The sequence below is a fragment of the Pseudomonas protegens genome (genome assembly GCF_013407925.2).
Lineage (GTDB): Bacteria > Pseudomonadota > Gammaproteobacteria > Pseudomonadales > Pseudomonadaceae > Aquipseudomonas > Aquipseudomonas fluorescens_AP.
Map to the genome: position 1 here is coordinate 20678 of NZ_CP060201.1, position 14828 is coordinate 35505.

Genomic DNA, 14828 nt, shown 5'->3' on the forward strand with positions numbered 1-14828 from the left:
CAGTGATGAAATACAGCAATACCTTCATGGAGAACCTGACTCGCAGTTCGATCCGTCTGAACAAGGGCCTGTTGACGCTGGCGGGCGTCGCGCTGCTGCTGTTCGCCACGCTGTTCTGGACCACTCAGCGCCTGATCGAGGAGCAGCACAACAGCGTCAGGCTGCATTTCGCGCGGCTGATGGAAAACATCCAGGAGCAGGAACTGTTTCTGCAGCAACTGGCCTTCCGTCAATCGACCGAGGCGCTGCTGGCTGCCGAACAGCCCCCGCCCGGCGACGCCGGTGAAGCCTCCCAGGCCTACCCGCACCTGGTCTTGACGCCCTTCGGATTGAGCTTCAGCCCGCCCCCCCAGGCCGCCGAGGAGCTGCCCAAGGTCTTCGCCCTGGGCCTGCAGCTGTCGAGCTTCTACAACGCCTTCTGGTCCACGTCGCACTATCACGCGCCACGCACCTTCCTGTTCAACCGCTTCGGCCACTACGACATCAGCCTGCCGGCGGCGCGCCAGGCCCGGGGCGATCCGTGGAATGGCAACGGCGCCCATGACAGCGAGCTGGAACGGGTGCTGCTGCAACTGAGGACCAAGAACAACGGCTCGCGGGACCACCAGGTCCACTGGGAGACCTACCCGCTCCCGGCGGCACTGGACGTCGCGCCCAAGCTGCTGGCCTACATCCATCTGCCCCTCGGGCCGCAGCAGTTGCAGCTGCATGGCGCCAACAGCTGGATGATGGTGGCGTCGCTGCTCAACCTGGACAAGATCAACGACATTGAGCGGCTCATGGACTGGTCGATCTATGACGACTTCACCCTCATCGCGCCTTCCGGCAGCGTACTCAGCGGCTCCGCGCCTGCGGCCAAGGCATTGCGCGAAGGCCCGAACTTCGGCTTGCGGGGCATGGTGTTCAAGGTCACCAGCCCCACTCCGGCGCTCTGGACCGGGCTCTACAGCATCAGCTACAAAAGTTATCTCGGTTATGCCCTGTGGCTGCTGCTGAGCCTCCCGGCGCTGGCCGTGGGCGCGATCACCTGTGGCTGGATCGCCAGCCGCTGGTACCGCGACCGGGTGGTGGCACCGGCGCAGCTGGCACACCAGAGCATTGCCGAGAGCGAGGCTTTCAGCCGCGTGGTGCTGGATACCGCGCCCACTGGGCTGTGCGTGGTACGCCATGAGGACTTCCAGGTGCTGATGGAGAATCGCCAGGCCGCGCAATGGCCAGGCACGCCCCAGTTGCTGAGCTTGCTGCAGCGCGACCCGCCCTTGAGCGACAGCGGCACAACCTGCCTCGAGATCGAGGGTCGGCACTTGCAGGTGGGCCTGGTCACGACCCGCTACCAGGGACAGCAGGTCCTGCTGTGCAGCTTCAATGACATCACCGCGCACGTGCAGGACGCACAACTGCTGGAACAGGCCCGGGTCGCAGCAGACGCGGCCAACCAGGCCAAGACCTTGTTCCTGGCCACCATGAGCCACGAGATCCGCACCCCGCTGTATGGCGTGCTCGGCACCCTGGAACTGCTGGGCCTGACCCCGCTCGACGCGCGCCAGAGCGAGTACCTGAACACCATCCAGCGCTCCTCCAGCAACTTGTTCCAACTGATCAGCGATGTGCTGGATGTGTCCAAGATCGAGTCCGGCCAGATGAGCATCGACCCCGTGGAGTTCTGTCCACTGGACATGGTGGAAGAGGCGCTGCGCAGCTACGCGACCTTTGCCGAGCGCCGCGGATTGCTGCTCTACGCCTGCATCGACCCGAGCCTGCCGAACCTGATGCTGGGGGATGCCGGGCGCATCCGGCAGATTCTCAGCAACCTGTTGAGTAACGCCATCAAGTTCACCGACAGCGGCCGGGTGGTGCTGCGCGTCCGGGTGCTGGCGCAGCAGGACCGCGAGGCCAGCATCGAATGGCAAGTCACCGACACCGGGATCGGCATCTCGCCGTCGCAGCAGCCGCAGTTGTTCGCCCCCTTCTATCAGGTCCGCGATGCCTCCAACGAGGCCGGTGCCGGGCTTGGGCTGGCGATCTGTCAGCGTCTGAGCGAGATGATGGGCGGACACATACAGGTGATCAGCGAACCGGGGCTGGGCAGCAGTTTTTCCCTGCGCCTGAGCCTGCAGTGCCTGGCGGCAGCCCTGCCTGGCGCCGTGTCGCTGCCCGAAGGACCGCCGGTGTATGTCCGGGCGCCGGTGCCGGAGCTGCAGAAAAGCACCTGCGAATGGCTCAACCGCCTCGGCCTGCAGGCCTATCCGCTGCCCCTGTGCGTGGACGATAAACCGCGCAACACGGTGCTGATCGACATGCTGCCCCGTGACAGTCAGCCTGGCTGGCCCGGTCCCTGTGTCACCGCCCTGGCAGCGGGTCACCGCGACCACCCGCAGGCGCAATGGGCGGTCGATGCCCACGATATCCGCGCCATCGCCCAGGCCGCGGCGCTGGCCCGCCAGGGACAACCCCTGGATCTGCTGCAGCGCGCACCCGGCACCTTGCGCCGACTGGAGCTCAATGTCCTGGTGGCGGAAGACAACCCGCTGAACCGGACCATCATCAAGGAACAACTCGAGGCCCTGGGGTGCACGGTGACCCTGGCGTCCAACGGCGAACAGGCCCTGGAACAATGGCAGCCCCAGCTGTTCGACATTGCCGTCACCGACGTCAACATGCCGCTCATGAACGGCTACGACCTGGCCCGGGAACTGCGTCGACGGGAACCGGCGCTGCCGATCATCGGCGTCACCGCCAACGCCCTGCGCGAGGAAGGCAGCCGCTGCCTGGCCGCCGGCATGAGTGCCTGGATCGTCAAGCCCATGACCCTGCAGGTTCTGCGCGGGCAACTGGAGAAACTCTGCCCGGTGCCCGATAACAATACCGCGGCGCCCGTGGCCATCGGACCGGCGCCAGCGCCCCAGCCTCAGGAGCCGGCTCTGGCCGAGCAGCGGATACAGGTGTCGGAGAAGATGCGACCGCTGTTCCTGAGCACCATGCGCGACGATCTGCAACGCTTGGCCAAGGCGCTGGAAGCCGGCTCGGGCCAGACCGCCGCCGAGCGCCTGCACAGCATTGCCGGGGCCATGGGCGCGGTGCAGGCCGGTATCCTGGCCAAGGCCTGCGCCGAACTGGAGTGCCAATTGCTGGAAAACACGTTGAACCCGATTCTGGAGAGCCAAGTCAGGCAACTGATGCAACGCTTGTCGGAACTTCTGCTGCCCCTTGAATAATGGGTGGCAGCGTTTAATGTACCGTCAGTCTCATGTTTCTTTATTAAATTGCGTATTACACGGGTGTGTTTGCCATGGAAAAACTGAAAGTAGTCATTGCTGACGATCACCCTATTGTTTTGCTCGGTGTGCGCGAGCTCATGGAGCGCGACGACCGCTTCGAAATTGTCGGTGAAGCAGTATGTTCCAAAGGCTTGATCCAGCAGCTGGAATCCCAGCCGGTGGACATTGTCATTACCGACTACAACATGCCCGGAGACTCGCCTTACGGCGATGGCCTGAAGCTGGTGGAGTACCTCAAGCGCAACTTCCCGCACTTGCAGATCCTGATCCTGACCATGATTTCCAATCAACTGATCCTCACCCGCCTGCGCGAGTTGGGGGTGGTGGGCGTGATCCAGAAAAGCCAGTTGCACGAGGAGATCCAGACCGCCCTCAAGGCCATCGCGCAAAAAGGCGTGTACCGCAGCCTGGAGCCGGCCGCCCATTCGGTGATGGAATCGAATGTGGCGATCGACGAGCGGATTTCCACCCTGTCGCCCAAGGAATTTGAAATCCTGCGCCTGTTCGTTTCCGGCAAGAGTGTCAGCGACATCGCCCGCAGCCAGAACCGCAGCTCCAAAACCATCAGTGCCCAGAAGATCTCCGCCATGCGCAAGCTGGACGTGCAGAGCGACCAGGACCTGCTGACCTACTGCATTGGCCGCAATATCTTCAACTGATCGTCACAAGGAAGCCGCCGAAAATGGATAGTTCGTCAGCCTTGAAGCACGCCGACCTGCTGGAGCTCGAGGCGCTGCAAGGCGCCTGGGAACAGACCTCGATGGAAGACAGCGGCGTGCTCGACCCGCCGGACGAGCACAGCGCGCCAGGCGCCCTGACCCTGATCGAAGGCAACCGCTTTCGCGTGGTGACGGTGGCCGGGGACACCCTGCTGGCGGGGAGCTTCAGCCTCGACAGCAGCACCCGGCCCAAGTCGATCACCTGGGTCGACTCCATGGGCGCCGACGCCGGCAAGCCCTTGCCGGCCAGCTACCAACTGAGCGCCGATGAGTTCGTGTTCATCGCCGCAGACGAGGGGCAACCGCGGCCCACCCGTTTCAGCACCGGCCCGGGCCAGACCCTGCGCCGCTTTGTCCGCGTCCGCCAGGGCCAGTAAAACCGCGATCCGGCGCGCAAGCGCCAGCCTCCCCTGCCCCTGAGCGTCAATCCCCACCGGCGCCGGCCAGCAGCCCTGGGTCAGCCGCTTCACCAGCTTCGGCCTGAATCGCCCACCAACCCGGCAACAACTGCCGCACCCGGGGCTCGGCGAAACGGTCGTCAATCAGCATCAGCACGCCACGATCGGTCTGGCTGCGAATCACCCGCCCCGCCGCCTGCACCACCTTCTGCAAGCCGGGATACAGGTAGGTGTAGTCGTAGCCGCAACCGAACAGCGCCGTCATGCGCTGTTTCATCTGCTCGTTCAGCGGGTTGAGCTGGGGCAGCCCCAGGGTGGCGACAAAGGCGCCGATCAGCTTCGTCCCGGGCAGGTCGATGCCTTCACCGAACGCCCCGCCGAGGACGGCAAAGCCGATGCCCTGCCCCTCGGCACGAAACTGCTGGAGAAAGTCCTCGCGCGAGGCTTCATCCATGCCCCGGGACTGCAACCACAGGGGAATGTGCCGATGTTCCCGGGCCAGCAGCTCGGCCACCTGCTGCAGATAATCGAAACTGCTGAAAAACGCCAGGTAGTTGCCCGGTCGCGCCGCGAACTGGCGGGCCAGCAACTCGACGATCGGCGCCAGCGACGCCTGCCGGTGCACATAGCGGGTGGAGATGCGGCTGATGATCTGCACCTGCAACTGCGCGGCGGCAAAGGGTGACTCCACCTCCAGCCACACCGCGTTGTCCGGCAGCCCCAGCAGGTCACGGTAGTAACGCTCGGGATTGAGGGTGGCGGAAAACAGCACCGTGCTGCGGGCCGCGCTCAAGCGCGGGCCAAGCAACGCCGCCGGCACCACATTGCGCAGGCACAGCCGCGACAGGCTGCGCTTGGCGCTCAGGGCACGCTTGCTGATGTCGAAGATGAACTGGCGCTCATCGAACAGCTCCGCCACCCGGGCAAAGTGCAGCAGCTCGAAGTACAGCCCCTGCAGGCCGGCGTCCAGGCCCTGGGGGTGCTCGTTGAAGTAGTCGCCCAGGGCTGCGACGCACAGGGTCAGGGCCCTGAGCAGCGCCGTGGGCAGCTGGGCATAGGCCTGATAGGGCGCAAGCTGCTCCTTGTGCAGGGCATTCCATTCTCGATTCAGGCGTTGCAAGGCGCTCTTCAGTGCCTGGGGCGCCGTCTGGCGCACGCTGGCCAGCTGTTGCTGATCCAGGCTCGCGCTGTACATGCCGCGCCCGCGTTCCACCAGGTTGTGCGCTTCGTCCACCAGCACCGCCAACTGCCACTGATTGGCCTGGGCCAGACCGAACAGCAAGGCGCTGAAGTCGAAGTAGTAGTTGTAGTCGGCCACCAGCAAATCGCTCCAGCGGGCCATTTCCTGACTCAAGTAGTACGGGCACACCTGATGCTCCAGGGCCACCTGGCGCAGCGCCTGGCGGTCAAGCAGCGGCACCCGGCTGGCCGCCTGGCGCGCCGCCGGCAGGCGCTGGTAGAAGCCCTTGGCCAAGGGACAGGAGTCACCGTGACAGGCTTTGTCCGGGTGTTCGCAGGCCTTGTCCCGGGCCACCAGTTCCAGGACCCGCAAAGGCAGCCCGGCGTGCCCGGCGAACAGCACCCGGGCCGCATCCAGGGCCAGTTGCCGCCCCGGGGTCTTGGCGGTGAGGAACAGCAGCTTGTCCAACTGCTGCGGGGCCATGGCCTTGAGCATGGGGAAAATCGTGCCCAGGGTCTTGCCGATGCCGGTGGGAGCCTGGGCCAACAGGCAGCGACCGGTGCTGACCGCCTTGTACACCGACTCGGCCAGGTGCCGCTGGCCCTGGCGGAACGTCGCGTGGGGAAAGTTCAGGGCCCGGGTCGCCTGATCGCGGGCCTGGCGGTGAGCCAGCTCCTGCTGCGCCCACTGCAGGAACACCGCGCATTGGCGCTTGAAGAACGCCTCCAGTGCCTCGGCACTGTGCTCCTCCACCAGGGCGGTTTCCTGTTCGCTGGCCACGTCGAAATACACCAGCGACACCCGCAGGCTCGGCAGTTGCAGGCTCTGGCACAGCAGCCAGCCATAGACCCTGGCCTGGGCCCAATGCAGCTGCCGGTGGTTGTCCGGCATGCGCGCCAGATCGCCGCGGTAGGTCTTGATCTCTTCCAGCAGGTTCTGCGCCGGGTCGTAACCGTCCGCCCGCCCCCTGACCAGCAGCTCGCCGTAGCGACCCTCCAGGGGCACTTCGCTCTGGTAGTCGGGGTTGCGCCGGGCCGCCACGGTGCGGTGCCCGAGCATGCCCTCCAGGGCACTGGGCGACGGGGTGAAGCGCAGATCCAGGTCGCCGGTCTTGGCGCTGAACTCACACAGGGCGCGCACCGCGACGCGATAGCTCACGAGGAGTGGTCCTGCCACTGCACGTAACACACCGCCACCGGCATCTGGTGCTCCTGGCAGAAGTCCAGCCAGCGCAACTGGTTGTCCTGCAGGCGATCCCCCGGGCCCTTGACCTCGATCATCCGGTAGCGCTTTTCCTCGGGCCAGAACTGGATCAGGTCCGGCATGCCGGCGCGGTTGGCCCGGATGTCCAGCAGCAGCCGCTGGAACCAGTGCTTCAGATGCTCGGCCGGCAGGCAGTCCAGGGCCAGTTCCAGCAGCTCCTGGCTCAAGGCGCCCCAGAACACGAAAGGCGATTGCAGGCCCCACTTGGCGACGAAGCGCTGACGAATGCTGTCCCGGTAGCGGCCATCCTCCAACTCCTCCAGGCACGCCTGGAACAGCTCGCTGCGCCGCGGATGAAAGTCCTCGCTCAACAGATCCACCGGCCCGCGCTGGAACGGGTGGAAGAACGCCCCCGGCAAGGGCGCAAAGATCGCCGGCCAGCACAGCAGCCCGAACAGCGAGTTGATCAGGCTGTTCTCCACGTAATGCACCGGCGCCTGGGGCTGATGCAGATGAGCCTGGACCTGCAGCTCCACCGTCAGCCCGCTGGCGTCCCGAGGCAGGCTCAGATCCAGTCGCGCCACCTCGCGGCTGACCACCCGGGACGCCGGTGGCCCGCCCAGCTTGCGCCGCAAGCGCGGCATCACCCGCAGCAACTGCTGGGCCTCGGCGGCGCTCTGCGGCGCCGCCGCGGCTTGTTCGGCCAGGGTCAGGGCCGCCTGGTACTCGGCGCTGAGCTCCAGAACCCGGATCAGCCGCAAGCGCGCCCCGGGGTAGCTGCACTGCTGATAGATCTGCCGGGCCAGCGGCCAGTCGACCAGGCGTTCGCAATGCTGGCCCAGCTGGAACAGCAGCTTGGCGCGCCGCTTCTGCAACCAGGCGTTGGCGCTGCTGAAGGCGACGATGCGCTGCAGCACCGCCGGCACCGGCTCGCCGGCCTCGAAGGCCTCCTGGCATTGCTGCAGGTAGATGTAACCGTCGACGTCGTCGCGACTGCGCAGGCCCCGGGCATCCGCGCTGATCTCGACGGTCTCGTAGCTGTAGATCCCCAGGTCCGCGAGCACGAACTCCGACCAGTCCTGATGAAGGTTGCCGAAGAACATCAGCCGCAGCCGATCGCACAGGGGCATGACCGTCAGGCTCAGGAGCCGGTCCTCCAGCGCCGGGCACCATTGGCCAAAAGCCTGCGGTTGCGGATCCAGCGCCTGCAACGCCTCCAGCCACTGGCTCTTCTTGGCCTTGGCCGGCAAGCCCTGGTCGCGGAAGCACTGCAGGATCTCGGCCTTTTGCAGCAGGCCGAACAGCTCATCCAGGGTCAACGGCGCCTGCTCGTCGACCCAGCCCAGCGCCAGCAACGGCAACAGGGCCTCGGCGCTGTCGGCGATTTCCGGGTAGTTCAGCTTGCTCAGGCGAAAATGCCGGCCCTTGCGCATCACCATGCGCACCAGCAAGGCCTGGGACGGCTCGGCCAGGACGGCGAAATCGCTGATGAAGCGCTGCTCCTCGGGGCTCAGCACGTCGGCATAGCGCAGCTCAAGCCAGCTCAGCACTTGCTGGAAGTTGCACAGGTAATAGAGGGGGTTTTCGAGGGGGTTGGAAGTCACAGAACAAACACGCCACGGCTGGATCGATACTGGTTATGCGTACAGATAACAGCCGACGCCCCGCTCTGGCAAACACTATTGGATAAATGGCGGGACGAAGATTTTTCCAATGACCCGGCGAACTTTCGTCGTCTTCACTACACCAAGGGGCCATGACTATAGTGTCCGCCGCAACGGGGACGCCCCCCTATGAGAGGTCTGTATGAATGTGAAGTACCTGGGATTGCTGTTGATCGCCGTCGGCGCCCTGAACCTGGCCGGCTGCGCCTCGCCCACGGTGGTGACCTTGCAGAACGGTACCCAGTACCTGACCCGCGACCAGCCCAAGACCAAGACCGCCGATGGTTTCTACGAGTTCCAGGACATCTCCGGCAAGACCGTGCGGGTCAAGGCGGACGATGTGGCCACGGTCCGCCAGGAAAAGTGATGCAAGCCCGCGCTTCAGGGCATCCAGGGCAACGGGCCCTGCCCTGGCGCGCAGGAAATCCCCAGAGGCTTGCCCCGCCTGGACAACTCGTCGCGCACTTGCTGGCAGCGTTCGCGCTCGCGCGCCTCGGCGTTATCGATGCTGATGTTGCCGGTGCTCGGCGGCGCACTGCCGTCCCCCAGGCGCAGATTGACCAGAGGTGACTCCGGCTGCAGGTTGAAGCGGCTGGCGGGCGCCGGCGGCGACTGGGCAGGCGCCGGCTGACCGGCCGGCAACTGATCCACGCTCACCCCATAACGTTGCAGAATCGAGCTGCGAGGCAACTCCTCGGCGGCGACCAGCCCCGTCCACAGGGCCATCAGCACCCCGGCACTCGCCCATCTCTTGGTGTTGCTCACGGTCAAAACTCTCCTGCCATTGCCTTCAATGCGTTGCTGGCCGGCCCGCCAGCAACCTTGGGTTGCTGTAATAACGGTTCAGCCGGCGGCAGCTTTAAAGGGTATTGGAGTCGTTTCCTGACCTGCGGGTCACTTTTATCGCGCCTGGACAGCGCGGAGCCCATGCCGGCCCCCGCGCCGCGGATGCATCAGGCGATGGTGATGCCCGAGCCGTTGAGCTGCTCAAGACTGACGCCCACCAGGGTCACCGAATCCTGGCCAAAGGTCAGCAGCGTGTCGTGGCCATTGCTGCTGGCATGGGCCCGGTAATCCTGGCCCGGCACCACCCCGCTGACGCCCATGAACACCAGCTTGTCGCCGCTCTGGTAGCCGATGATGCGGTCCTGGCCGAAATGACCGTTGAACAGGAAGGTGTCGTTGCCCCCTCCCGACTCCATCAGGTCATTGCCGGCGCCGCCGACAAACACGTCATTGCCCCGGCCGCCGATCAGGTGATCGTTGCCGTCCAGGCCGAACAGCCAGTCACCGCCGGCACCGGCCTTGAGCAGGTTGTCCCCGGCATCGCCCTTCACCGACGAGGCGTAGTGAGTCAGTTGACCGCCCACCTGCAAGCCCTGGGCGGTCACCTGATGCAGCACGTCGTCCTTGAACAGGCCCCAGAGAAACCCTGGCTCCTTGCTCTGGATCGCGCCGATGTCGCGGGTGATGCTGATCCCGCCGTTGGCATCGCGCACGTACAGGGTCCCGGCGCCATCGCTGGCGAAGCTGTAGTCGCTGATCGAATGCTGCAAGTCCAGAATGTTGCTGCCCTTGCCGCCCAGGATGATGTTGTAGCCGCCATCGTCGCGGAAGGTGTCATTGCCGTCGCGGCCCTCCAGGTAATCGTTGCCGCGGCCGCCCTGGATCAGGTCGTTGCCGTCGCTGCCGATGATGAAGGTGCTGCCCTTGTGGGTTTCGGCATTGCGGTTCAGGTCCTGGACCCAGGTGCTGGCCCGGGCCGGGTCCGACAGATTGGCCACGACAATGGTCGAGTCCTTGCTGGTGAACTCGTAGAACTGCGATTGCAGGACCCGGGTCAGGCCGTCGCCGTAGCCGGTGGGCAGGTGGGAGATCCAGGTGGGGATGTTGAGGATCGAGAACGGCAACACGTTCCACAGCGCCGAGGCGTAGTGGTCGTTGAAGTTGACGATGTTGTTGGTGGCCGAATCCTGATGGGCATCGTGCACGCCCAGGGACGACAGGTTGAAACTGGAGCCGTCCAGGGCGCGGAACACCGGGTCGTTCTCATAGCCGATGTTCAGCACCTTGTCGCTGGCGCTCTGGGTCGGCGAGGCGTAGGCGATGTAGTTGGAGTCCTTGTAGAACCCGGACCAGCGTTCGCTGCTCAGGTCCGCCAGGCTGTTGACCGCGAGCCCGCCCAGGCTGTGGCCGCTGACCAGGATGTCCTTGCCGGACAGGCCATTGGCCTGGGCAAAAGCCGCCACATCGGCGAACAGCTTGCCGAAGGCCTCACCGGCGTAGTTCTTCGCATAGTCCTTGGGCCCGAGGGCCGCCAGCAGGTCGTTGATCACATCGCCCAGGGTGTCGCCGATCACCGATTCCCGTGGCCCGCTGGTGCCGCGAAAGGCGATGCCGATGGAACTCAGGTGGCCCTGGGCATCGTACTTGCCGAGGATCTCGACCTGGGCCGTGCCGTAGCCGTCCTTCTCGCCGAAGAAGGTGCCCCGGGCATCCACCTTGCCGCTGTAGCCCAGTTGCTGGGCACTGAGGGTGGACCACCCGGCCTGGTGCAACGCGTCCTTGGCGGCCTGTTCCGAATCCGGGTTCCAGGGAATGCCGGGGATCACCCCCTGGGAATCGCTGCTGCCGATCAATGCGCTGACCAGGGTGGCCGGCAGGCCCAGGCCGAAGCCGTTGTGCTGGTAACCCACGGCAAAACCGTTGTCGAGGTTGTGATAGGAATACAGCGTGATCGCCAGCGCATCGGAAAACAGCGCTTTTGAGTCGGCTGCGGTGAAGTTCTTGTAGTCAAACACACCCATGGTATTGCCTCTCTTTTGTTGGAATTGTCAGAGAAAGCTCAGGCCCTCCAAGCCCGTTTCCGGGTCCGGAGGACCTGTACAACACCTTGCACATCCGTTGCCTGGGTCTTAGAAAGTCCAGTCCAGGGTCAAGCCGACCCCATGGTTCCGGTCACGGCTGCCCAGCAACCCGTTGTAATCCAGATTGACCCGGGTCTGTCGACCCAGGGCCATGCCCGCCCGCGCACCGACGACCGCTGCATCGCGGTCCAGTGACAGGCTCTGCACCTTGTAGCTTTGTCCACCGTCGGCAAACGCCAGATGCTGATCGGCGCCGGTGGCGCTCAGATTGTGCTGCCAGCCGAGGGTAGCGGACAGTTCCACAGTCTGCCCGGAAGCCAATTGCAGCTGCTTGCCGGCACGCATGCCCAGGGTCGAGAGCCAGGCCTCGCGATTGTCGCTATCGCCCTTGAGTGCCGTGGCGCCGCCGTGTTCCTTGAAACGCTCGCTGTCCACATGCACATAGGCCAGGCCGGCAAAGGGTTCCAGGGCCATGGGCTGCAGATCCAGGTGCCACGCCGCTTCGCCGAACAGCTGCAGGCTGCGGGCATCACGCTGGCTCTTCTGGCGATCGGCAACCTCGTCGTATTGCAGCTCGCGCCGGGTCGCGATGCGGTGCCAGCTGTAGGAACCGCCCAGGCTCAGGCGCAGTTGCTCAAGCTCGCGTCCGGCGTAGGCACCCAGGTGGTAGCTGTCGATGCTGGCCGAAGAATGCCGGCCGTCGCCCATGCTCAGCGAGCTGTCGCTGTAGCCGGTGAACACGCCCAGACGGGTGCTCGGGTCCACTTGCCCGTCGACACCGACCAGCAGGCCGCCGATGGAGCTGGTATAGCCGGCTCGATCCTGGCCGCCGTCGGCCTTGCCCCAGGCGCCCAGGGTCTTGAGCCACAGCCCCTGCTCGCCGCCCTCGACGGTAGGCAGCGCGTCCCCGCCCTGCTGGCGTAGCCGCTCACCCATCGCCTCACGCAGGTGGCGGTTGTCATTGAGCAACTGGCTGCCAACGGCCGGATGAATCTCCCCGGACAGTTGCTCGAAGGCCTGTTGTGCACTGGCCGCGCTGGCGGCCAGCAGCAGGCTTTCATACACCGGGTTGCCCGCCCCCAGTTGCTCGGCAGCATCGGCCACCGAACGCTGGTTGGGACTCAGGCCGATGCTGCTGAACGAGGTGGCATTGCGCGCCACCGCCAGCTGTACACCGCCGGCGCTGTAGTTGAGGTTGCCCCCCAGAAACAGCGAGTTGGACAGCACCGGGCCAAAGCTGCCCTGTACGCCATTGGCGGCCTGGAGGATATCCAGCTGCCGCCCCACCAGGCTCGGGACCCGTTGTGCATTGAGGGACAACCCCGGGTTTTCCAGTTCCAGAGCCAGGCTGGCCCCGCCGAGGGTTGCCTGGCCGTCGCTGACAATCCGGTCGCTGCCGCTGGGGGACAGCTCCACCGCGTAGGTCGAACCCGGGAGAAAGTTCACATCGGAACTGACATGCAAGGTGCCGATGGAATTGCCCGGGGCCACAATCGCGCCCGCGTTGGCGGTCAGCGCGCCCACGCGGCCCGTGCCGCCGAGGATGCCACCAGCGTTCACCGTCACCGCCGACAGCAGCGAACCGTTGACCGCCAGCCGCCCCTGATTGACCAGGGTCGGCCCGGCGTAGGTGTTGGCGCCGCTGAGCACCAGGGTGCCGACGCCCTGCTTGGTCAGGCCGCCGTGGCCACTGATGTCGTTGCTCCAGATATCCAGCACACAGCTGATGTCATTGCAGCGCCGCTGGGTCGGCTTGCCGGCATCCAGCAGCGCGCCATAGCCTGGCAGATCGGCAACGAACTGGGTCGAGCCATAGCCGCCCTGGATACGCAACGCCTCGGGGATATCCGCCTCGGTCACCAGCATCCCCGGCCCGCGAATGCCCTTGTCCAGATTGATCATCCCCCAGCCATACAGCTCATCGATGCCCGGGGCGCCCAGATCGGTGGCCGTGGTGCGCAGGACGCTCGCGACCTGCGCCGCGCTCAGGTAGGGGAAACGCTCCATCAGTACCGCCGCGGCGCCGGCCGCATGGGGCGCGGCCATGGACGTGCCGTTCTTGTTGGCGTAGCCCAGGGTCATGTTCTCCAGGCTGGTGCCACCGATCACCGAGCTGTAGATCCGGGTGCCGGGGGCCGACACGCAAAAGCTCGCGGTGTAGCCGCAGCGGGAAGAAAAGGTACTGATGACATAGGGATCGGCGCTGGCGGTATCGGGGTTCTGTTGCAAGGCCGCCACGGTCAACCAGTTGGGGGCAATCTGCGGCACGAAATAGGCCAGCCCGGCGATCGCGTCGGGGTTGTTCAGGTTGTAATCGTTGCCGGCGGCGAAAATCGTCAGCACCCCGCTGCGGGCGGCGGCGATGGCGCCGTCGTAGGCGCCGCCCGGCAAGCTGCCCAGCAACGGCTGGATCTGCGCGAACTGGGCGCGGGCATCGTCCAGGGTGAAGTGCGGGAACGCCGGATCGCGTCCGCCCTTGCTGAAGCGATCGGTGATGCCGATGCCCCAACTGTTGTTGATGATCCGCGCGCCACTGGCCACCAGGCCGTCCCAGCCGGCCTTGTACACCGCGCCATCGTTACCGAGGATGATGCCGTCCTCCGGGCCCGGATCGCCGTTGTCGGCACTGATGATCTGGGCATCGAAGGCCACCCCGTGCATCGCCCCGCCATCACGGTTGCCGGCGGCGATCCCGCCGACGTGGGTGCCGTGGGACCCCAGCTTGCCGTCCGAGCCCACCGACGGGCGACCGTCATAGACGAAGGCATCGCCGGCCTTCACCGGGATATAGGGATCGGTGTATTGGCGAATGCCGCTGGTGACCAGGGTCAGCACCTTGCCCGGGCTGGCGAACTCCGGATGCTGGGCATACACCGGCTGGTCGAAGATCCCCAGCTTGACGCCCTTGCCGCTGTAACCGGCGGCATAGGCACTGTCGGCATGAATCGCCCCCAGGCCCCAATCGGCCTTGAACTCGCTGCTGCGCCAGCTTGCCGCATCGCCCCGGCGACCGGCTTCCACATAGGGCGCCGCCTGGGCCGTGCCCAGCAGCGCCAGCCAACCCAACAGTGCCGGAGCCAGGGTCAACCAACCCCGTTCCTGCCCCAGCACAGCGCCATCCTTGCGTTTGACTTGCTTCACTACGACCTTCCTTAGTTGTGTTGCGAAATGGCCCCGGCAGGCTCCCTGCCTGCCGCTCGAATGACGTCGTGGAAACGCCATTGCAGATTGACTCCGCCCCCCTTGTGTCGCTCACCAACACCCCAGGCGCGCCAACGCAGCAGCACAGGCGCACGGGGGCTTGGCAGCACCTGCTGGGCTTGCTGGTTGTTCAGATAAGGGGAAGGTTCCATGGCGAGCGCCAGAGCGCCGATGGCATGGGGGCGGGAACGCCCCACTGGCCGATGTTCCGAGCGGCGTTGGGCGGCCGTCGATGGCAGGCTTGCGGCAAACGCCAGGAACAGGGTGCCCGCCAGCCTGTTGAGCTGATGACATCTCACATCCATGTTGATGACTTCT

At 65.4% G+C, this 14828-nt stretch carries 9 protein-coding genes; 4 read left to right on the forward strand and 5 right to left on the reverse strand.

Annotated elements, in window-relative coordinates:
- The first annotated feature begins 5 nt into the window (after nt 1-5).
- The 3 genes from GGI48_RS00110 (at nt 6) to GGI48_RS00120 (ending at nt 4374) form a co-directional block, all read left to right on the forward strand.
- On the forward strand, nt 6-3215 hold the full coding sequence (locus GGI48_RS00110; protein WP_179596156.1) for a hybrid sensor histidine kinase/response regulator: 3210 nt from the start codon (nt 6-8) through the stop codon (nt 3213-3215).
- Between the two features lie 74 nt (nt 3216-3289).
- Nucleotides 3290-3937, forward strand: coding sequence for a response regulator (locus GGI48_RS00115; RefSeq protein WP_179596158.1), 648 nt, complete (start codon nt 3290-3292; stop codon nt 3935-3937).
- A 23-nt stretch (nt 3938-3960) separates the two neighbouring features.
- The gene (locus GGI48_RS00120) at nt 3961-4374 is read left to right on the forward strand and encodes a TIGR03067 domain-containing protein (RefSeq protein WP_042941238.1); all 414 of its coding nucleotides are present in this window, start codon (nt 3961-3963) and stop codon (nt 4372-4374) included.
- Between the two features lie 46 nt (nt 4375-4420).
- Here the strand turns inward: GGI48_RS00120 and GGI48_RS00125 are convergent, their stop codons facing one another.
- Together GGI48_RS00125 and GGI48_RS00130 are read right to left on the reverse strand one after the other, a co-directional pair.
- On the reverse strand, nt 4421-6733 hold the full coding sequence (locus GGI48_RS00125) for an ATP-dependent DNA helicase (RefSeq protein WP_179596160.1): 2313 nt from the start codon (nt 6731-6733) through the stop codon (nt 4421-4423).
- Complete coding sequence (locus GGI48_RS00130) at nt 6730-8382, reverse strand: VRR-NUC domain-containing protein (RefSeq protein ID WP_179596162.1); 1653 nt, start codon at nt 8380-8382, stop codon at nt 6730-6732. Before GGI48_RS00130 ends, GGI48_RS00125 begins: the two co-directional genes overlap by 4 nt.
- 202 nt (nt 8383-8584) lie before the next feature.
- Here GGI48_RS00130 and GGI48_RS00135 point away from each other — a divergent pair, with 202 nt between their 5' ends.
- A complete protein-coding gene (locus GGI48_RS00135; protein ID WP_047304259.1) occupies nt 8585-8809 on the forward strand; it encodes a YgdI/YgdR family lipoprotein in 225 nt (74 codons plus the stop codon).
- Between the two features lie 14 nt (nt 8810-8823).
- Here the strand turns inward: GGI48_RS00135 and GGI48_RS00140 are convergent, their stop codons facing one another.
- The 3 genes from GGI48_RS00140 to GGI48_RS00150 form a co-directional block, all read right to left on the reverse strand.
- Nucleotides 8824-9207: a hypothetical protein gene (locus tag GGI48_RS00140; protein WP_179596164.1), complete on the reverse strand. Its 384-nt coding sequence runs from the start codon at nt 9205-9207 to the stop codon at nt 8824-8826.
- Nucleotides 9208-9395: 188 nt separating this feature from the next.
- A complete protein-coding gene (locus GGI48_RS00145) occupies nt 9396-11249 on the reverse strand; it encodes a polyurethanase (RefSeq protein WP_179596166.1) in 1854 nt (617 codons plus the stop codon).
- Nucleotides 11250-11357: 108 nt separating this feature from the next.
- On the reverse strand, nt 11358-14450 hold the full coding sequence (locus GGI48_RS00150; protein WP_260620586.1) for an autotransporter domain-containing protein: 3093 nt from the start codon (nt 14448-14450) through the stop codon (nt 11358-11360).
- Nucleotides 14451-14828 lie beyond the last annotated feature (378 nt).

Bases quoted from the DNA above. Each gene is read 5' to 3' on its own strand.
- GGI48_RS00110 (WP_179596156.1), top strand. From the start codon at position 6: ATGAAATACAGCAATACCTTCATGGAGAACCTGACTCGCAGTTCGATC.
- GGI48_RS00115 (WP_179596158.1), top strand. From the start codon at position 3,290: ATGGAAAAACTGAAAGTAGTCATTGCTGACGATCACCCTATTGTTTTG.
- GGI48_RS00120 (WP_042941238.1), top strand. From the start codon at position 3,961: ATGGATAGTTCGTCAGCCTTGAAGCACGCCGACCTGCTGGAGCTCGAG.
- GGI48_RS00135 (WP_047304259.1), top strand. From the start codon at position 8,585: ATGAATGTGAAGTACCTGGGATTGCTGTTGATCGCCGTCGGCGCCCTG.
- GGI48_RS00145 (WP_179596166.1), bottom strand. From the start codon at position 11,249: ATGGGTGTGTTTGACTACAAGAACTTCACCGCAGCCGACTCAAAAGCG.